This is a genomic window from Alteromonas sp. AWM4_230, assembly GCF_056158305.1.
In genome coordinates this window covers 3,580,787-3,600,129 of record NZ_JBSWTB010000001.1, presented here as the reverse complement: position 1 = coordinate 3,600,129, position 19,343 = coordinate 3,580,787, and the positions used below count along the sequence as shown (strand labels likewise).

Below are 19,343 nucleotides of genomic sequence, written 5' to 3'. Positions count from 1 at the left end.
TCGTTGTAGAGAGCGGTAAACCCTTTATTTTTGTATGACCAAAACGGATGTTTAATAGCCGATTGGTTAACCTAATTGTTTGTACCGTATAGCACCACAGGCGGTTCAGCTAAGCAATTGCAGTTCAGCGTATTCCCTGTACAGGGTATCGCTTTTCATCAAAGTAGCGTGATTGCCACTTCCTACAACCTTGCCTTTATCCATAACCAAAATACGGTCAGCATGCTGTACTGTTGCAAGTCGGTGGGCTATGACGATGCTGGTTTTGCCTACCATTAGTCTATCTATCGCTTGCTGAACCATACGTTCACTCATGGCATCAAGCGCGCTCGTCGCTTCATCGAGCAGTAAAATTGGGCGGTCGGCCAAAATAGCGCGAGCAATAGCAATACGTTGTTTTTGGCCACCAGAAAGCTTCACGCCCCTTTCGCCTAACTGGGTGTTATAACGTTCATCAAGGCTATCAATAAATTCGTGAGCAAAGGCTTGCTTTGCCGCATTTACTACGGCTTCATCGGAGGCTTCAGGGCTGCCGTAACGAATGTTCTCCATTACGGTATCTGCAAATACTACGGGCTCTTGAGTGACAATCGCAATATGCTGCCTCAGTACATTAACGGGCATTTTGTTAATCGGCATCCCGTTAAACAGAATTTGCCCGCTACTTGGGTCGTAAAAACGCATTAGCAATTGAAAGAGGGTGGTTTTACCTGCGCCACTCGCGCCAACTAAAGCAAGGCGTTCTCCAGCTTGTATATCAATGTCCAAGTTATCAAACAAAGGTTTACTATATGGATATGCAAAGGAAACTTTGTCCAACTGAATTCGAGGGGCAGCCTTGGAAATTGAAACCTTATTTTCAACCTCTTTGACGTTAGATTCTACTGTGTGCTTAGGCTCGGTAATTTTGTTTGCCTCATCTGATACAGGTTTAATAGCTGACTCAGTAGTAAATAGTTCGTATAAACGCTCGCTCGCCCCCACACCACGCTGTACTTCGCCTATGACTTCACTAATAGTAGCCACACTGCCGCCAGCCATAACCGCATAGAAAAGAAAGGCAGAAAGCTCGCCTACTGTCATAGTTCCGTCAAGTACTTGCCTTGCGCCTACCCAGGCAATAAAAATAATAGCTGTCATGCTGATACACATAATGCAGCCAATCAGTAATGAACGGTAATGGATACGCTTTTTGGCGACGTCCATGGCAAGCTCAACTTTTCTAGAAAAGTGCAGGCGCTCAGCATTTTCAGCGGTATAGGCCTGTACGGTCATAATTTCATGTAAACTTTCATCAATTCGTGCACCCAAATCTGCCACTTTGTCCTGGCTTTCTTTGGCATAACGGCGTACTTGAGGCGCCAGTACTTTGATAGGAACCAGCACCGCGGGTACTGCAACAATTACACAGAAGGTAAGAAGGGGACTGGAAAAGGTCATAAGGGCCAGTGCACCAACAAAAGTCACGACCGAGCGAAGGGTCATCGACAAACTCATTCCCACCACAGTCTGGATGATTGTCGTATCGCTGGTAAATCGAGATATTACTTCTCCTGTTCGAAGTTCTGCGAAAAATGACGGCGGAAGCGAGAGAAGATGCGCATATACCTGGTTTCGAATATCTGCGCTAACCCGTTCGCCGAGCCAAGTCATTAAGTAAAAGCGCGCATAAGTTGCTAAACAGGCGATGATGGTTATAGCAAGTACCATAACCGTAGCTTTGTTTAAGGTGTCGGCAGCGTTTTCGATAAAGCCGCTATCTATCGCGTACTTAATGCCTTGTCCAAGTAAAAGCCATGCGATAGCTGCGGTAAAAAGGGCGATGACAGCGCCTACAACTCTTGTTTTATATTGAAGTAAATGTGAGCCAATCCACTTTAAGACTTGCTTTGTTGATACGGTTGGTAGCGGTGTCGTCAAAATTACCTCGTTGCGTGCGTTACTTATTTATAGCGCTGTCTCTAGAGCGCCATTTGACATTGATGATTGGATTATACGGTAAAGCGTGTACATTGGACGTAACCAATGCGACTACAGCGGCAGTATTTACGCTGGGATGAGAATTGAGTGAAGTATTAAACAATTAACGCAGTAAATTAATAAAGCTAAATATTTGTAGCGTTAACTTGCGTGAAAAATTAAGTGTTTTCGTTAGACAGCGGCCAGCAAAGGTGACAATGATGGAAGAGATGCGAACTTTATATTACGTGCACGACCCCATGTGCAGCTGGTGCTGGGCGTTTGTTCCCACTTGGGAAAAAATACAAAGTGACTTGCCCAGTGATATTGAGGTTGTCTATTTACTTGGCGGTCTTGCACCAGATAGTGATGTGCCGATGCCTGAACAAATGCAGCTTACTATTGCTGGATACTGGAAAACTATTCAAGAACGAGTTCCAGGCACCCAGTTTAATTACGACTTTTGGACACAATGTCAGCCCCGCCGTTCGACCTATCCTTCGTGTCGAGCAGTTATTGCGGCTAAAGCGCAGGCTAAAGATAGTGATGAAGCAAAAATAGTAGAGAAAGCAATGATCAAGGCAATTCAAGAAGGGTACTATTTGAACGCAAGAAACCCCTCGGATTTTGATACCTTGATAGCATTTGCTGAAGAAATAGGGCTTGATGTCGAGCGCTTTAAATTAGCGCTTAATAGTGAAAGTACTGTTGAGAAACTTAACGAAGAAATGCGTATGGCTCGTAGTATCGGCGCCCAAGGTTTCCCCAGTTTAATACTCAAATCCGGCAAACCTGCCGAGGCAAAAGAGACAGAGTCGCAGGAGCTTAAAAACGCACAGTGGCAAAACGTTCCCTACGACTATAATGACGCAAGTGTAACCTTGCGCCATCTATAACCGTCGTTTAAAAATGGGATAGGTTTAAACGGTGTCTTCTTTGCATTGTTCTAAACGCGTATTACCAACAAAATATTATAAGTTAAACAAGACTTTTACTTGCATTGAACGGTGATATCCGTATAATTCGGCGGCCTTCCAATTGGCGTCTAATTTTTAGTCGCTGAATGAAGGCTTAAGTTAACGGTAACGCTACAACGAGTTTGAGGCATTTATGGTTACTATTCGTTTACAGCGTGGTGGCGCGAAAAAGCGTCCATTTTATCAACTAGTGGTGGCTGATAGCCGTCGTGCAAGAAACGGTCGTTTCATTGAAAACATCGGTTTCTTCAACCCAACTGCACAAGGTCAAGCGGAACGTCTTCGCGTAGATCTAGAGCGTGTAGATTACTGGGTTGGCGTAGGCGCGAGCTTATCAGATCGCGTTTCTAGCTTGGTAAAAGAAGCGAAAAAATCTGCAGCGTAAGCTGTTATTAACTGGTGGTATAGATGAGTCTAGCGTCTGACAAAGTGATTGTTGGCAAAATTGGCGCACCGTACGGTGTTAAAGGTTGGGTCAAAATCAACAGCTATACAGAAACGCCAGAAGGTATTTTCGAGTACACGCCATGGTTTCTTGGCGAAGAAAAAGAATACCAAATTGACCAGTGGCGACCGCACGGTAAAAGCCTCGTTGCAAAAATTGTGGGCGTTGATAGTCGAGATGATGCCGAGCGCATCAAAAACTTGGATATCAACATAAATGCTTCACAGCTGCCTGATTTAGGCGACGAAGGGGTTTATTGGCGTGAGCTCACCGGCATGAAAGTGGTAACAACGCAAGGTTACGACTTGGGTGTGGTGAAAGAAGTGTTTAATACAGGTGCTAACGACGTGATCCACGTTAAAGCGAATGTAGGCGATGCTTTTGGTCAAAAAGAAAGACTATTACCTTTTGTGTTCGACGAAGTCGTACAAGAGGTGGATAAAGAAGCGAAGGTCATTAAAGTTGACTGGGACCCGGGGTTTTAAGTGACACCGGAAAAGTGGTTTGGCGTTGTTAGCCTGTTTCCAGATATGTTTGCCCCTTTTACCCAACAGGGTGTGATAGGACGAGCTGTTAAGTCTGGAACGGTATCGGTTGACACCTTCAACCCCCGTGACTTTACACATGATCGCCATCGTACAGTAGACGATCGCCCCTACGGAGGCGGCCCCGGTATGCTGATGATGGTAAAACCGCTAACTGACGCGATACAAGCCGCCAAGAAAGTGGGTGGCGAAAAAAGTAAGGTGATCTACTTATCACCACAAGGGAAACCCCTTGACCAAGCAGGCGTACAGCGCCTTGCTAACATTGACCGCACAATTTTAATTTGCGGCCGATATGAAGGCATCGACGAGCGAGTAATTGAAAGCCATGTAGATGAAGAAGTCTCTATTGGTGATTACGTGCTAAGCGGCGGTGAACTGCCAGCAATGGTCCTTATGGACGCGGTTGCTCGATTAGTTCCTGGCGTGTTGGGGCATAAAGCTTCAGCAGTTGAAGATTCTTTCACTGACGGTCTTTTGGATTGTCCGCACTATACGCGGCCCGAAATACTCGATGGTCAAAAGGTACCTGATGTGTTGTTAAGTGGGGACCATGAAAAAATTAGGCAGTGGCGATTGATGCAATCATTAGGTAGAACCTGGCAGCGTCGCCCTGAATTGTTAAATCACCTAGCTCTGACTGAGGAGCAGCAGCGTTTGCTTGAATTATTCCAAGCGCAACTGCAGCAAGATGACAGTTAACTAGGACGAGAGGATATGATGAGCAAAGTCAGTCAAGATATCATCAAAAAAATCGAAGAAGCACAGCTAAAGACTGATGTTCCTGCGTTTGGTCCAGGTGACACAGTAGTTGTTAAAGTTCGCGTTACCGAAGGTGACAAAGAGCGTCTTCAGGCATATGAAGGTGTTGTTATCGCTAAGCGTAACCGTGGTCTGCACTCGTCTTTTACCGTGCGTAAAATTTCTAGCGGCGAAGGCGTTGAGCGTGTGTTCCAAACACACAGCCCGGCAGTTTCTTCAATTGAAGTTAAACGTCGCGGTGCGGTTCGTCGTGCTAAGCTTTACTATCTACGTGAGCGTTCAGGTAAATCTGCACGTATCAAAGAGAAGCTTAACTAAGATTACTAATCCTTGCGTTATTGTTAACTTCGAAAAAGCCCGCTTCAAGCGGGCTTTTTTGTGCCTGAATTTCGATCTTTTTCCTGTTCTATCCATTACATACATTAAGGTTTTTTAATAGAGTGTAGAATGACTTCCGAATATTTTATTGTGCTAGGCATTATGGGTGTTGCCTTCTTCGCCATATCAGGTGCACTGCTGGGACACGAGAAAAATATTAACGGTTTTGGAATAGTGGTAGTGGGCGTTATGACGGCGCTTGGCGGAGGTACGCTAAGAGACTTACTTTTGGGAAAGCCGATATTCTGGGTAGAAGCCTCCGAATACATTCTAGCAACTTACAGTGCGATCTTCGTAACTGTGATATTGATACGATATTTTCCATCCCCTTCAAATTTCTACTTCATTCTGATTGATACCATAGGGCTCGCTATATTTAACGTAATAGGTATCGAAAAAGCCTTAATTAGCGGTACAGGGATGATTGTCGCTTTAACCATGGGAATGACCACAGGCATCTTTGGTGGCTTGATGAGGGACGTGGTGTGCAGAGAAGTGCCTTATGTTATGCGTGGAGATGTCTATGCGAGCGCCTGTTTTGCGGGGGGGCTGACGTATGCTGCGCTATTTGCAGTAGATATCCCCTATATTTGGTGTATTTTAGGCTCAGTTGGCGTAACCGTTTTACTGCGGATAGCATCACTTCATTGGGGAGTGAATGTAGACTTGTTCAGAAAAAGGACGTCGAAGCTTTCAGAAAAAAACACTAACGATAAATGAGTTTATATAAAAAAATTACTGCGTAAGGCTATGTTAACCTCTTGGCTTACATAGCCCTGTTAAATGTAATACCCGTCCTCAAAGACAATTAAGCCATAAGAGAAAGCGCCTCAATAAGTGGCTTATTTTCGCTGTCTATAGTGTGAATAATATGTTTGTGCAGTCGTTTTTTGTGCTCACCAAATATACCTCGCTTTTTATCAAAGGTTTTTGCGTAGTTCAATGCACCTTCCAGCAAGCTTTCCTGTGTATCATATGCCTTCTCTATTACATGATCTTTCTCTAACTCTTTACCTGAAACCCGTCTTCCAGAAAGCTTCATTTCGTTAAACCGATAATAAGGCATCGCCTTTTTAACAAACTCAATCATTCCCGGTAAAAAAGGAATAGACAAGTCTACTTCAGGGAAACAGAAGAAGCCTTTGTCTGAGCGCATGAATCTAAAGTCGCAAGCACACGCCAAAATTGCTCCATTGCCAAAGGCGTGACCATTGATGGCAGCGATAACAGGAAGCGGGTAGAGGAGCAGGGTTTTAAAGACATCGTCCATGTCATGCATGAACTGCTTTATTTCTTCTGTGCGACCCGCTTTCATAGCCGGCATCAGCCAATCGGTATCGATGCCTAAGCTAAAGCATTTCTCATCGTTTGATGTGATCACCAGTGCTTTACAGCTTTCATTGCTTTTAATAGCACCTAAAGCTGAAAGCATCTCTTTTGCAAATACAGGGTTATGGCGGTTTTCACCATCTGTCATGGTTAGTGTAGCTACGTCGCCAGTATAGGTGATGGTTAAATGTTGCATTGTGTTCTCGTTATTATTCCTTTGTGGCAATCATACAAAACCTAGCCAATAAATGAGAAATTTAGCTTACTTATGCCCGTCAATAACCTGAGATAAATAAATTTAAGATGCATAAATTTAAGGTGCACGGAGATGTGCATCAGTAACGTAAGCTTGCTTGGCTTCTTCGGGGATCAAAAGTGAAGAAAATATATATTAAATTCATTGCTAACCAATTGGGATTATCGGTGTTGATGTTTGCTGCTTGGAGCTTTTTTGCTGGTATCGAGAATGCCAGAGAGATGTTATTTGTAATAGCAGTATTATCGAGTGCGATGGCTGGTGAAGTACTTATGGGTGACGCTTACAATATGGGGAAGCTAAGTAAAAAGGATTAAACCTCACTGCCGATTAAAATTTGAGCTTTAAATATGGGGCATTGCCATTTAGTCATGCTCATTTGCTTCGAATCTACCCTAGATTAAAGTATTATTCGTTATTGCTTGCGCTATTATGCGTAAGTTGTTAAAAAGTCAATGACGTTAAAGAAATATAGAAAAAGCTGGTTGTACAATAAAGTTTACATGCAGATTGCACACTCTTTTGGCGTTTAATTTTCCGTTTTTATTTGTAGTTAAGAGAGTAAGAGAACTCCCATGATCAAGGACACCGTAAATAATGTTCACGTAAGTACAGAAGACGTACTTATTACCCCAGAAGCGCTTAGTGCTGAATTGCCTGTATCAGACAAAGCGTTAGCGGCCATTTCTGAGTCTAGAAAGATTGTTTCAGATATTATTCATCGCCGCGACCACCGATTACTCGTAGTGTGTGGTCCATGCTCCATACACGACATCGAAGCAGCCAAAGAGTATGCGCTTAAGCTTAAAGAGCTTCATGAGTCATGCAAAGACACGCTGTTTATCGTTATGCGTGTGTACTTTGAAAAGCCGCGCACTACAACGGGTTGGAAAGGTTTAATTAATGACCCTCATATTGATGGTACGTTTGATATTGAAACCGGTCTTCGCAAAGCGAGAGAGCTTCTAATTTGGTTAGCTGAGCTGGAATTGCCTGTTGCTACAGAAGCACTAGATCCAATAAGCCCTCAATACCTTGCTGAGCTATTTAGTTGGTCTGCTATTGGTGCGCGTACTTCTGAATCACAAACTCACCGCGAAATGGCCAGTGGTCTGTCTATGCCAGTGGGCTTTAAAAATGGTACAGATGGTAGCCTTGATATTGCAATTAACGCGCTGAAATCAGCGGCGTCAGGTCACCGTTTTATGGGAATTAACAAGCAAGGGCAGGTAAGCATTATCGGCACCAGTGGTAACCCAGACGGCCATATCATTTTGCGCGGTGGTAAGCAGCCAAATTACGATTCGGTATGTGTATCAGAATGCGAAATCGAGCTTCAGGATGCTGGATTGACTGCGGGGTTAGTGGTTGATTGCAGCCATGCAAATTCTTCTAAAGATTACCGCCGCCAGCCGTTAGTTGCGCAGAACGTGGTAAATCAAATCCTAGAAGGTAATCAGTCTATCATTGGCGTTATGCTGGAAAGTCATTTGAAGCCCGGTAACCAAAAAGCGGAAGGTAAGAAACCCGAAGAACTAGACTACGGAGTTTCAATTACAGACGGTTGTATCGATTGGGAAACAACAGAAAACTTAATCTCTCAAACCAGAGATAAATTAATAACTGTGTTACCCTTACGCCAAAATAAGCGCACGGTGGCCTAGTAAGAAATGACGCCTAATGGGCAATATAAATATTGCCCGTAAGCCCCGTGCCATTTGATTCAAGGATAAGACAGAATGGCCGATTTATCGCAGCACTTAAAACAGTTAGATACGCTGCGTGAAGGTATCGACGAGCTGGATTCCCAGCTTGTCGAATTACTTGCTAAACGCAATCAAATCACAACCCAAGTAGGCCAGATCAAGGCTCAAGCAGGCATGCCTGTTTACGTGCCAGAGCGCGAGAAAGCGTTGATCGCGTCTCGCCGCGCTCAGGCTGAAGCGCTAGGGGTTTCTCCCGAACTTACTGAAGACCTTTTACGCCGCGTAATGCGAGAGTCTTACCATACGCAGAACAACAAATACCGCTGTGTGAAACCTGATGTCGACAACGTTGTTGTCATAGGTGGAGCAGGGGCGCTTGGTCGTGTGTTTGTGAGCTTGTTCGAACGAAGTAACTACAATGTTTCAGTTGTGGAAAAAGACGACTGGGAAAGTGGTAGGGCAGCATCTTTGTTAAGTTATGCTTCATTGGTCGTCGTAGCTGTACCTATAAACTTAACAGAAGCCGTGATCAGCAAGCTAACTATGCTACCAAAAGATTGTGTGCTCGCAGATATAACCAGTATTAAAGCTAAGCCTTTAGAGGCGATGCTTGCCGTACACAGTGGCCCTGTCGTTGGGTTACACCCTATGTTTGGCCCAGATGCGCCAGGCATGATTAAGCAGGTAGTCGTAGTGTGTGATGGTCGTGACAGCGACAAGTACAGTTGGCTGATTGAACAAATGCGAATTTGGGGTGCCACAGTTCACGACTCGAGCGCACAAGAGCACGATCAAGCTATGGCCTATATTCAGGTCATGCGCCACTTCAACACCTTTGTATACGGGCAACATTTGAAAGGTGAAGATCCTAACCTTGAATCCCTGACCATGTTTAGCTCACCTATTTATCGGTTAGAGCTAGCAATGGTTGGAAGACTGTTTGCCCAGTCCCCGCAGCTCTATGCTGATATCATCTTTAACAACCCTGACAACTTTGCACTGCTACGTCGTTTTTACGAGCGCTTTGGTATCGCCTTATCGTTACTTGAAAACGGAGACAAAAAAGGGTTTGTCGAGCAGTTTATGAAAGTTGGAGCATGGTTTGGAGATTATGCGAAGAAGTGCTTAGTAGATAGCAAACAAATGTTATTGAAGGCTGATGATGGTCAACTTCTAAGAGATAAGTAAACTAAAAGAATGAATAAGAAGGCGAGCAATGAGCTCGCCTTTTTTGCATTAGTTTGTCAATGCGCTTGCCGCTGCCACTTTAGTTGGGCTAATTTCCTCACTTGGGTAACATCCCAGCACTTTGATGTAGCGCGTAATACCTCGCAATGCATCCAAGGCATTTTGTACGGGGCCGTCTTCTACGTTTCCTTCCACATCAATGTAAAACATTTCTTCCCACGGGTTACCAGGCATCGGGCGAGACTCGAGCTTAGTCATATTTATGCTGTTTTCTCGAAGCACGAGCAGCGCTTCAACAAGAGCCCCCGGCTTTTGAACGGTAGACATAACAAGCGTAGTTTTAGCCGGCACCTGTAAAGGCACCACAACCGGATTACGTGCCACAACGATAAAGCGACTATGGTTTTCCTTTTGGTTGGCCAAATTACTCTTAATTGCCATAAGGCCGTAAAGATTTCCGCCAGCTTCGCTTCCTATAGCAGCAACATCGTCGCGTTTTAGCTCGCTAACCGTCAACATGGCAGAGCTAGTACTATCCATGGTTTTCACTTCAACGTTACCGAGTTCCGCTAAGAAGTGGCTGCATTGGGTAAATACCTGTGGATGCGCATAAAGCGTCTTAATCTTATCTATACTTGTGTTCGTTCCCACCAATAAGGTATGTCGAATTGGGTGGGTAAGCTCGCCGATAATACTTAGCTGAGTATGCTGCAGCTGGTCGTACACTTCATTGATACTGCCTGATGTTGTATTTTCTATAGGCAAAACTGCGTAATCGGCTTCTGTGCTTTCAACTTTGTGAACAATTTCAGCGAAGCTTTGACAGCCAATTTCAAGCAGTTCGCCAGGTCTGCGTGAGAAATACTTCTGCGTAGCTAAATATGAATAAGAGCCCTTATCGCCTAAAAATGCCACGCGGTTCAATGGCAGGGTGCTGCCAGGGTTAGCGCGCTCTGCAAGCATAGCTTGTTGATTTAAAACAGAGTCTTCGATAATGACATGAAAAATCTGTGTTACATAATGAGGGTCTAAGCCGATATCTTGCCCTTCTTTTATTAGGCGAACTAATAGCTGTTCTTCACGCTTTTGATCTCTCACAGGGATGTGATGCTTTATCTTTGTCTCAGCAACTTCGTTGGTTAATTTTCTGCGTTCCGAGAGTAGTGTGAGTAATTCACTGTCTAAAGCGGTAATGCGCTCTCTAACAGTATCTAGTGCATTGTCTGACATAGGGTTCCCGTGTGAGTCGTGTAAAAATGTTGCTAAAAAAAAACCTCCCTAAAGGGAGGTTTTCATGCATGTAGCTGCGCCTCCCTAATTAAAGGATGTAAACGCAAAAAAGAAAAATGCTACGTGCTTTATATTCTGTTTCATAACCATGAATGTATGTTGAAGCCCTATTTGTGTCAACTCATTTTTACGAAATGTATAGTTGTTTTTGATATGAGGGACTTGAAAAAGAGCTAGAAATAAGTTTGCCGCAAATCGCTAACCTTTTGTGACATGCGGCCATAGCTTTTATAAGCTTCAGTGAAAGCTAGTTACCTAGAAGTGCAGAGAGCATTTGGCGCACTTCATTTGGCTCAAACGGCTTGTCGCATAACGCATTGACTCCAGTTTGCTGGATGTTTGCCATGTGTGCGCTATCTGCCGATTCAGACGTTACCATAATAATAGGAATGTGGGTAGTTTCTGGGTTAAAACGAATGAACTCAGATAACTCTCGACCATCCATTTCTGGCATGTTGTAGTCAGTCACAACGAGATCGAAAGCTTGGTCTTTTATCAAAGTAAGTGCTGCGGCACCATTTTCTGCCTCTTGAATTCGCTGTAGCCCCATTCCTTCAAGCACGCGTCTAATGTGATTCCTTGCAAGCTTGCTGTCATCAACTAGCAGCACTCGAACATCGTGTACGTCGAATAAATCGAGTTCTAATTCATCGTGGTTTATAAGGTCAAGGCTAGCATTTAGCGCACGAGACAAGTGAAGAGGCTCAAACGGTTTGGGAAGGATAGCGGCAACACCTGCTTGTTTAAACTCTTCTAACTTGCTCAATCGGTTTTCACTAGATACCAGCATAAATGGAATACTCTTAAATTCATCATCTTCTTTGATGAATTTAAGAAGTTCTAGTGCGGTTCCATCTTCATAGTACATCGCACTTACAATTAAATCGGCGCCATGAGCTTTAACCGCAGAACGGGCTTCGGAAAGGGTACTGACTGGGTCAATTTCCTTAACGTTTTCCTTTAACAGCAACGTAGTAATAATTTTTCGTTGTGTATCAGAAGGCTCAACCAAAATAATATGTAAATCAGAAATTGACAGCTTTTCCATTTCAGACTCTTTTTGTTATATGTTTATGAAAAAGTGAGAGCGAACCGGTAGTTTTTATCGCTAACCACCAGCAAGCTTAACTTTGTACCCTTTATCGGTAAGTAGCGATCGCAGTTTTTCTCTGTCATCGGTTTGAACCTCAATGACTCCTTCTTTGACTGCTCCGCCGCAACCGCATTTCTTTTTTAATTCTGAGCCTAATTTCTTTAATTCATCCGAAGGAAGATCCAGCCCTTTAATTAATGACACGCCTTTCCCTTTGCGACCTTTTGTTTCTCGATGAATACGAACTACGCCGTCAGTAGACACTGACCGTTGCTCAGCTTTTTGCTCAGGCTTTATTTTGCCGCTCTGTGTGCTGTAAACCAAAAGAGCGTCTTGCCAATCTTGCATAAATACCTCAATAAATCCTGTAAAACCATCTTTAATACACTAAACAAAGTGTAATCATACGAAAGTTTAATTAGCCTTCGATGGCGATGTAGAAAAGTTCAACTAGAATAAGGATAGCAAAGATAAAAGCATGTATTGAAGCATTTCTGCTGACATTTTAAGGAAAGCATATGGAAATAACGTCAAGCTATCAGAATCAAGGGAAAGTATTAGTTATAGATGTGGGTACAAAGTTCGACTTCAGCAAAGTAGAAGACTTTAGAAACGCCTACAGTGAGCTTAACAATGATGTGAGTCATATCACTGTTGACCTGTCTCGTACAGAGTATATGGATAGCTCAGCCTTAGGCATGTTGTTGAATATGCAAAAAACGCTAGCCGAAAGAACGCTTACGTACAGCATTGAAAATGCCAGACCCCAAGTGGCTAAGATCCTCAAAATATCTCGGTTCGATAAGAAGTTCGACATTAAATAGCCTGTAGAAAGGACCCTCTTTTGAAAATCCTTATTGTTGATGATGAGGCAATCAACCGTACTTTATTGACTAACATGCTTTACAACGCAGGCTATAAAAAATGCGTAGAAGCCGTTAATGGCGTAGAGGCGATTGAAAAGTTTATTGAGGAGCAGCCAGATCTCGTGCTGCTTGATGTGGTTATGCCTGGTCTGTCAGGCTTCGATGTTGCGCCTAAAATTCGACAACTCGCAAAAGGCCCTTATCTTCCCATTCTTTTTATCACGGCTTTAGAAGATAAAGACAGTTTAGTACGCTGTTTGGAAGTAGGAGGCAATGATTTTGCAACTAAACCTTTCGACCGTCATATTTTAATAGCAAAAATTCGAGCGCATTTAAAAATACGCGCGCTCAGTGAATACGTTGAAGAACAAAACAAGACACTGCGACTCTTCAACCAACGGGTGGCGCGCGAACACTCCATCGTAGAACACATATTCAGTCATGCTATTGTTAATCGCCCGGAAGTGCAGGCTCACTTCGACTGTTTCCTAAAACCTGCTGAAACCTTTAACGGAGACTTGTTTCTTTGTGAGGCAAGCCCAAGCGGTGGTATTTATTTCGTCGTGGGAGACTTTACCGGTCATGGTCTTGCCTCGGCCATTGGCGCACTGCCTGTAACACGTGCGTTTCAAGAGTTAAGTCAGCAAGGCGTATCTGTATCTGAAATAGTGAGTGAACTAAATCAAATACTCATCAGGTTTTTACCCAGTGACATGTTTATGGCGTCAGTGATTGGTGAAATTAATGCTCAAGGGAATCGTATAAACTTATGGCAGGGCGGGATGCCTGCAGTGATTATTCCCGCTAAAACAAATATGGCGTTGCGTAAGTTTTCTTCTCGCCATATGGCCTTGGGTATTTTGGAGGAACATGAACTAAATACGGATACTGACACGATCAACTTGGGGCATAACGAGCAATTAGTTGTATGCAGCGACGGGCTTATAGAAATTGCCAACGGCAATGGTGATATGTTGTTAGAAGAAGGGTTAGTCGAGATAATAAAAGAACAAATGACGGAGAACGGCGCTATCAAGGCAAAGTCTTTATTTGACCGAGCCAAAGCACACTTTACGACATCTAAATTTCATGATGATGTGACCTTGGTTGTATTTACTTCAAAACCAATAAAGATGCCGGTACAAAGCCAAGTCGAAAGTAGTTTCCCCTCAATACATGAAGTTGTTCTAGACGCAAAACATCTAAAGGAACCCGATGTTCTGCCTCGTGTACTGCAATTAACCGGACAATGTGAGGGGATTCAAGGTATTCGCTCCATTGTGTACACGGTTTTATCCGAATTATTCAATAATGCACTTGAGCACGGTATCCTAAACTTAAATTCAAAACTGAAGCGTGATAGCGGAGGCTTTCAACAGTATTACGAAAAACGCGAAGCGTCATTAAAAGTGTTGGAACATGGGCACATTATCATCAGAGTCGAGTCCTTACCCATGAAAGGCGAAGTGCTGATCTCGGTTGAGGACAGTGGGCAAGGGTTCCAATGGGAAGATAAAAATCATTTAGCAGGAACACGTTCATCTAATGACGAGTGTTACGGTCGAGGCATTCCCCTTATCAATGCCCTTTGCGAAAGAGTATGGTTTGAAAATAACGGAAGCAAAGTTCTCTGTCTGCTAAGTACCCGAAATTAGCCTATGGCTAGTTATACGCCTTTAGTATTGTTAGCGTGGTTTATATAGCCTCCCCCTAGAGTTATCTAAAGAATACAGCAACTAATCGAAATCTCCTTCCACTTAGTATGAATTAGCTAAATACTCAGTTTCCTTTAGTAAAAACTGTGTTGCCATAACTTTAAACCTGAGGGCTTATGCTGAAATCATTTCTTAAACTCTTTGAAGAGTCACACAAAAAAGCGGAACCTGCCTATACCATCGAACTTGCCACTGCTGCCTTACTTAGCGAATTGGTCAATGCAGATAATCAGGTGACCGATACGGAAAAAGAAGCATATGAAAAGCAGCTTAAATGCCTGGTAAATGTCGATGATGAGGCAATGGAGCTTTTGCTGCAGCGAGGGCACCAAACAGCGGATGATGCAGTGGACCTTGTTCACTTTACTCAGGTTCTTAATAATCATTATTCCGCGGAGGAAAAAGTTAGTGTAATTAAAAGCCTTTGGGTTATCGCGTACGCCGATAATTCCCTAGCGCCGCTGGAAGAAAGTACAATACGACAAATCGCCGATTTATTGTATGTCCCTCACAGCCAGTTCATCAAAACAAAGCTCGAAGTCGTTGAAGGTACAAAATAATTAATGTCTAGTGCATTGAAATCAATACCTTTAAAAATCTATTTTTAATTCTTGAGTCCGTGACATACTATTGCAGCTAGAATAATAAAAAGTGGCTGTGTTAAGGGGATTGTTATCCTTGCATGTACCGCTTTAATCAAAGTAGTAAGCAAGGACACACTTGTGTTGAAAACATTGAAAGTCTCCATTGGGTTTGCTGTTGCCTTATCCTCGGCAGTTTTATCCATCTCAATCGCTATGGTTAATAAATCAGATAATAGCGAAACTGTAATTGAGGTTGTTAAAAACAACACCGCCGCTTTAAGTAATTCTCTTGCGCTACAACTATCAGTGATGATGGAAAGAAATCCTGGTAACGACGCTCTACTCTCTTCGCTGTTTCAACCCGCAAAAGAACATGAAAATGTTTTATCGGCAGCCCTTTACGACAATAACTATAATGTTATTTCTGCAATTCAACCCGAAAGAGTGCTTGAAATAAGCGACCCTGCGGTGCCCAAAACACCTCAAAGTGTTCCTTATGGTATAAACCAATACGAAGGTGTCATTGTTGGCCATCAAATTGTTGGTAGTAGCCTTTATCCCATGGGGCACATTGTTATTTACGCTGACACCACCAAGGTTCAAACAACAAATAGTGCTCGGCAGTTTTTAGAACAAATACCAGTTTTTATAGCACTTTGGCTATTGTGTACTGGCGTATGTATTTTCATAATATCCCGATTAATTTCACCTTTGGCCTCGTTAGGGCGGTTTACACAAGACGTGTTTGAAACCAAAGATTACGCGCTACGAAGCTCAATAAACTCATCTAATGAGATAGGCCAGATTGCCACTAATATTAATAGCTTATTAGATGCTATCGAAGTTGAGTTACTGGTGAACTTTGAACAAAAACAAACCTTGGTCGACCAGCAAGAGACGATGTCTCGCCTTGCGAATTTCGATAGTTTGACAGGGTTACCTAACAGACAGTTTGTTCTTGATAATTTAAGACTGGAATTAGCCCGAGCAAAAAGAAATGACGAAGATCTATTGTTGCTATTTTTCGATCTTGATGGCTTCAAAGGGATAAATGATTCGCTAGGACACGAAACCGGCGACCTTATTTTGATAGAAGTTGCAGATAGGGTGCAGTGTTTACTTAGAGACGGTGACTTGTTTGCTCGTTTAGGCGGCGACGAGTTTTTAGTCCTCCCAGATAGAGATGCGACTGCAGATCAAGCAAAGCGTTTAGCAACGCGACTAATTACAGCATTCGACGAGCCCTTTGAGCTCAGGGGACTCTCGCTTACCGTAGGGTTGAGTGTTGGTGTGGCTACTGCTTCTGATGCAGGATACGATTTAAGTGAACTTATGAGTAACGCTGACTTAGCCATGTATCGTTCAAAAGCAAAGGGAAGGGGAAGTTACACATTATTTACGCCGGATATGGTGGAATCTCACAAGCGTAAACTGCATCTAGCCAATGGTATTGAACAAGGTATAACCAACGATGAGTTTGTTGTTTATTACCAAGTAAAAGTAAACAACAACGGTAACGTAATTGGCGTTGAGGCATTGATTCGTTGGCAGCATCCTGAGTTTGGCCTTGTCATGCCAAACGAGTTTATTCCTATCGCAGAGCAAGGCGGGAAGATCACTGCCATTACGCAATGGGTTATCAGTCGTGTTTGCATGGATATGCCTGACCTCAAGCGCTGGGCAAAGGGAGCTTTTAGGGCTTCTATTAATCTATCCGGTCATGATTTGAGAAGCAATCAACTGTTCGATTATATCTACAATACTTTTGCGCTCTATGACGTAAACCCCGAGAATATCGAATTTGAAGTTACCGAAAGTGCTTATCTTGAAAACTTCTCCCTTTCCAATAAGTTTTTCAGACGCATTAGTAACATGGGATGTGCTATCGCGCTTGATGACTTTGGTACCGGTTATTCGTCTTTGAGTTATCTCACTCAAATCAATATAGATACCCTCAAAGTAGACAGGCAGTTTGTGATGGAGCTTCAATCTTCAGAACGCAGCCGACTAGTAACAGGCGCTATTATCGATTTGGCAAAACGCCTATCACTTTCAGTTTGCGCTGAAGGGATAGAAAACCTTGAACAATGGCATTATCTGATAGAGCACGGCTGCGATAATGTTCAGGGTTTTATGTTCAGCAAACCTATTCCCATCAATGACCTTGTTACTTCTCCTTGCCATTTTAAAGCTGAACAGTTTAGCTGATGCTAAAATATGTATGTCGGTATTGTTGCCGACATGCACTTACTACCAGTGTTTCTTTATTGCAACACCTGTCCATGAGTTACCCACATTAAAAGTTCGGCATTCTCTTAAAATTTTGAATTGTAATGCTTTTTTATTATGGCCTGAAAATCGCATAGCAAGTTTCGATGTACTAATGATGTGGTTAATCGAAGACTAATGGTAATATCCATATGCCTTAACTATTCTTTGGTGGAAGAATCCATAGGATAGACATTGGTGAATTGAGAAGGATTTTAGAAAGCGTTTAGCGGAGGATTCATGATGAAACGTCTCGAAAAACTTTTTTTAGCACTTTGTGCCGTTGCTGCGGTACAAGCTGTTTCAGTAGCCGAAGCGCATGCTACACCAGCGCGCACACTTATGCAGAAATTAGATATAGACAAAGATGGTCTTATTTCACTTAAAGAAGCAGTAAGACACACAGAACTACTGCGAAACTTTGGGCTGATTGACGATAATGAAGACGGTAAGCTTTCCGAAGCCGAGTTGGCAAAGAGCGAGCTTACGCCAGGTAACAAAAAGCTCACCGCGAGTGAGTAGATAAGAATATCAACATCAATGAGGGTAGGGTTCTGATAAACAAGGTATCGTTTGGTGAGCGCTTGGTACAACTTGGTTCACTGAGGCAGTTAACGTTAGGAAGTTTTGTACTGGCCCTTATTCCCCTTATTGCGCTTCTTTGGCAGAGCCAAAGCGACTTAGCCAAGGTAGGTCAAATGACTACCCTTGAAACACGCTTTGTAGTGGATGTCGTAAGTGATATGCAACGTCTGGACAATGCAGTGGTGGATGTTGAGCGCAGCATCAGACAGTTTGCCGTTTTACGTAACGACAGGGTGGCGCAGCTCTCTGATAATGCCATAGACCAGTTTGCTGTGGCGGCCGATAACTTGTGTCAGGCGCTTTCCGTGCCAGCAACCTGTTCCCGTTTATCTGAGCAGCTTAATCAACTCGCTGAATACCGTGCCATTGAAGATCAGCTGCTGCTCAATGCGTATTTAGCATCAGTAGGAGATAGTATCGACCAGCTGCGCGACGATGTAGAAGCGGCCATTACAGAGCGGGTTAAAGTACAACAAGACGACTTAAACGCCATGCAGGCGAAACAGGCATGGTCTACCGCAATGCTGGTTAGTGTGTCGCTACTCCTCATATTGATGGGAAGCCAACTGATTGTAAACCCCGTTAATAACCTCAAAAAAATTATTCGGATCATGGCACATAGCGATGGTCAGCTTCCGCCATTGTCTAAGCAGGCACCTAGGGAACTTATTGATGTAGAAAAAGATTTGCATTGGCTTTATGAGCGTTTGCAACAGCTGGAGCACATCAGAACCGCACTTTTAAGACATGCCGCACACGAACTAAAAACACCCCTAGCAAGCATTAAAGAAGGCTGCAGTTTGTTGTCAGAGAACGTGGTAGGCGAATTGAATAACGCTCAACGAGAAGTTTTGTCATTACTTACTGCAAGTACCCAGCGTCTCAATACTTTGGTTGAGAAACTACTCGACTACAATCTGCTACTACAACAAGCACAGCCTAAAATTGTAGAAAGTAATGCAAATAAATTAGTTGATGCCTGTTTAGAGGATTACGCCCTTGCCATTCAAGATAGAGAGGTAGACGTAAATATTTCCTCACCTTCAATACATGTAGACGAGGAATTATTCAGAAGAATACTTGATAATCTAGTGTCCAATGCTGTAGCACACGGAGCAGTTGGACGACCGATAAATATTAGCCTTTATAACAAAAATGATAACCTTGTACTGGATGTCGCCAACAGAGGAAAACGCATAGCGCCGGAATCAGTACACACGCTGTTTGAACCTTTTATCCGCGGGACCGAGCCGAGAAACGACAATGTTATCGGAACGGGGTTAGGATTATCAATTGTTGCCGATTGCGCTCGACTAATGCATGGTGATGTAAAAGTGGTAGATGTAGACTATGCCGATGTTTGCTTTAGAGTGACCATTCCGCAACAGGAAAAATAA

20 protein-coding genes are annotated in these 19,343 nt (G+C 43.3%); 15 read left to right on the top strand and 5 right to left on the bottom strand.

Annotation, left to right across the window (positions count from 1 at the left end):
- Positions 1–105: 105 nt before the first annotated feature.
- Complete coding sequence (locus ACXACS_RS15575) at positions 106–1,920, bottom strand: ABC transporter transmembrane domain-containing protein (protein ID WP_474807917.1); 1,815 nt, start codon at positions 1,918–1,920, stop codon at positions 106–108.
- A 260-nt stretch (positions 1,921–2,180) separates the two neighbouring features.
- Between ACXACS_RS15575 and ACXACS_RS15570 the strand changes: the two genes are divergently transcribed.
- The 6 genes from ACXACS_RS15570 (at position 2,181) to ACXACS_RS15545 (ending at position 5,786) form a co-directional block, all read left to right on the top strand.
- Positions 2,181–2,855 carry a DsbA family protein gene (locus ACXACS_RS15570; protein ID WP_474807915.1) on the top strand — a complete coding sequence of 225 codons (675 nt, stop codon included), beginning with the start codon at positions 2,181–2,183 and terminating at the stop codon, positions 2,853–2,855.
- Positions 2,856–3,069: 214 nt separating this feature from the next.
- Entirely contained in the window at positions 3,070–3,321 is a 252-nt protein-coding gene (gene rpsP / locus ACXACS_RS15565; RefSeq protein ID WP_105931878.1) for a 30S ribosomal protein S16, read from the top strand.
- A gap of 23 nt (positions 3,322–3,344) precedes the next feature.
- On the top strand, positions 3,345–3,866 hold the full coding sequence (gene rimM / locus ACXACS_RS15560; protein ID WP_179982811.1) for a ribosome maturation factor RimM: 522 nt from the start codon (positions 3,345–3,347) through the stop codon (positions 3,864–3,866).
- Positions 3,867–4,628, top strand: coding sequence for a tRNA (guanosine(37)-N1)-methyltransferase TrmD (gene trmD, locus ACXACS_RS15555; RefSeq protein WP_334057805.1), 762 nt, complete (start codon positions 3,867–3,869; stop codon positions 4,626–4,628).
- A gap of 18 nt (positions 4,629–4,646) precedes the next feature.
- Positions 4,647–5,006, top strand: coding sequence for a 50S ribosomal protein L19 (gene rplS, locus ACXACS_RS15550; protein WP_024015986.1), 360 nt, complete (start codon positions 4,647–4,649; stop codon positions 5,004–5,006).
- Between the two features lie 129 nt (positions 5,007–5,135).
- Entirely contained in the window at positions 5,136–5,786 is a 651-nt protein-coding gene (locus ACXACS_RS15545) for a trimeric intracellular cation channel family protein (RefSeq protein WP_474807912.1), read from the top strand.
- A gap of 88 nt (positions 5,787–5,874) precedes the next feature.
- On the opposite strand, the gene ACXACS_RS15540 is transcribed toward ACXACS_RS15545, so the two are convergent.
- Positions 5,875–6,591 carry an enoyl-CoA hydratase/isomerase family protein gene (locus ACXACS_RS15540; protein ID WP_474807910.1) on the bottom strand — a complete coding sequence of 239 codons (717 nt, stop codon included), beginning with the start codon at positions 6,589–6,591 and terminating at the stop codon, positions 5,875–5,877.
- Between the two features lie 179 nt (positions 6,592–6,770).
- Here ACXACS_RS15540 and ACXACS_RS15535 point away from each other — a divergent pair, with 179 nt between their 5' ends.
- The 3 genes from ACXACS_RS15535 to tyrA all read left to right on the top strand — a co-directional run bounded on the left by ACXACS_RS15535 (position 6,771) and on the right by tyrA (position 9,545).
- Complete coding sequence (locus ACXACS_RS15535; protein WP_474807909.1) at positions 6,771–6,968, top strand: hypothetical protein; 198 nt, start codon at positions 6,771–6,773, stop codon at positions 6,966–6,968.
- A gap of 258 nt (positions 6,969–7,226) precedes the next feature.
- Positions 7,227–8,315: a 3-deoxy-7-phosphoheptulonate synthase gene (locus ACXACS_RS15530; RefSeq protein ID WP_474807907.1), complete on the top strand. Its 1,089-nt coding sequence runs from the start codon at positions 7,227–7,229 to the stop codon at positions 8,313–8,315.
- A 75-nt stretch (positions 8,316–8,390) separates the two neighbouring features.
- On the top strand, positions 8,391–9,545 hold the full coding sequence (tyrA, locus tag ACXACS_RS15525; protein ID WP_474807905.1) for a bifunctional chorismate mutase/prephenate dehydrogenase: 1,155 nt from the start codon (positions 8,391–8,393) through the stop codon (positions 9,543–9,545).
- Positions 9,546–9,593: 48 nt separating this feature from the next.
- Here tyrA and pheA read toward each other — a convergent pair whose 3' ends face one another.
- From pheA to yciH, 3 genes are all read right to left on the bottom strand, one after another.
- Complete coding sequence (gene pheA, locus ACXACS_RS15520; RefSeq protein WP_474807903.1) at positions 9,594–10,775, bottom strand: prephenate dehydratase; 1,182 nt, start codon at positions 10,773–10,775, stop codon at positions 9,594–9,596.
- Positions 10,776–11,082: 307 nt separating this feature from the next.
- Positions 11,083–11,883 carry a response regulator gene (locus ACXACS_RS15515; RefSeq protein WP_118489812.1) on the bottom strand — a complete coding sequence of 267 codons (801 nt, stop codon included), beginning with the start codon at positions 11,881–11,883 and terminating at the stop codon, positions 11,083–11,085.
- 60 nt (positions 11,884–11,943) lie between these two features.
- Positions 11,944–12,276 carry a stress response translation initiation inhibitor YciH gene (gene yciH, locus ACXACS_RS15510; protein WP_269916119.1) on the bottom strand — a complete coding sequence of 111 codons (333 nt, stop codon included), beginning with the start codon at positions 12,274–12,276 and terminating at the stop codon, positions 11,944–11,946.
- Positions 12,277–12,446: 170 nt separating this feature from the next.
- On the opposite strand from yciH, the gene ACXACS_RS15505 reads away from it, so the two are divergent.
- The 6 genes from ACXACS_RS15505 (at position 12,447) to ACXACS_RS15480 (ending at position 19,343) form a co-directional block, all read left to right on the top strand.
- On the top strand, positions 12,447–12,752 hold the full coding sequence (locus ACXACS_RS15505) for an STAS domain-containing protein (RefSeq protein WP_179982820.1): 306 nt from the start codon (positions 12,447–12,449) through the stop codon (positions 12,750–12,752).
- 20 nt (positions 12,753–12,772) lie between these two features.
- Complete coding sequence (locus ACXACS_RS15500; RefSeq protein ID WP_474807900.1) at positions 12,773–14,449, top strand: SpoIIE family protein phosphatase; 1,677 nt, start codon at positions 12,773–12,775, stop codon at positions 14,447–14,449.
- A 176-nt stretch (positions 14,450–14,625) separates the two neighbouring features.
- Positions 14,626–15,069, top strand: a complete 444-nt coding sequence (locus tag ACXACS_RS15495) for a tellurite resistance TerB family protein (RefSeq protein ID WP_474807898.1) — start codon at positions 14,626–14,628, stop codon at positions 15,067–15,069.
- A 162-nt stretch (positions 15,070–15,231) separates the two neighbouring features.
- The gene (locus ACXACS_RS15490) at positions 15,232–17,301 is read left to right on the top strand and encodes a putative bifunctional diguanylate cyclase/phosphodiesterase (RefSeq protein WP_474807896.1); all 2,070 of its coding nucleotides are present in this window, start codon (positions 15,232–15,234) and stop codon (positions 17,299–17,301) included.
- Between the two features lie 300 nt (positions 17,302–17,601).
- Complete coding sequence (locus tag ACXACS_RS15485; RefSeq protein WP_474807895.1) at positions 17,602–17,883, top strand: EF-hand domain-containing protein; 282 nt, start codon at positions 17,602–17,604, stop codon at positions 17,881–17,883.
- Between the two features lie 62 nt (positions 17,884–17,945).
- Complete coding sequence (locus ACXACS_RS15480; RefSeq protein WP_474807894.1) at positions 17,946–19,343, top strand: sensor histidine kinase; 1,398 nt, start codon at positions 17,946–17,948, stop codon at positions 19,341–19,343.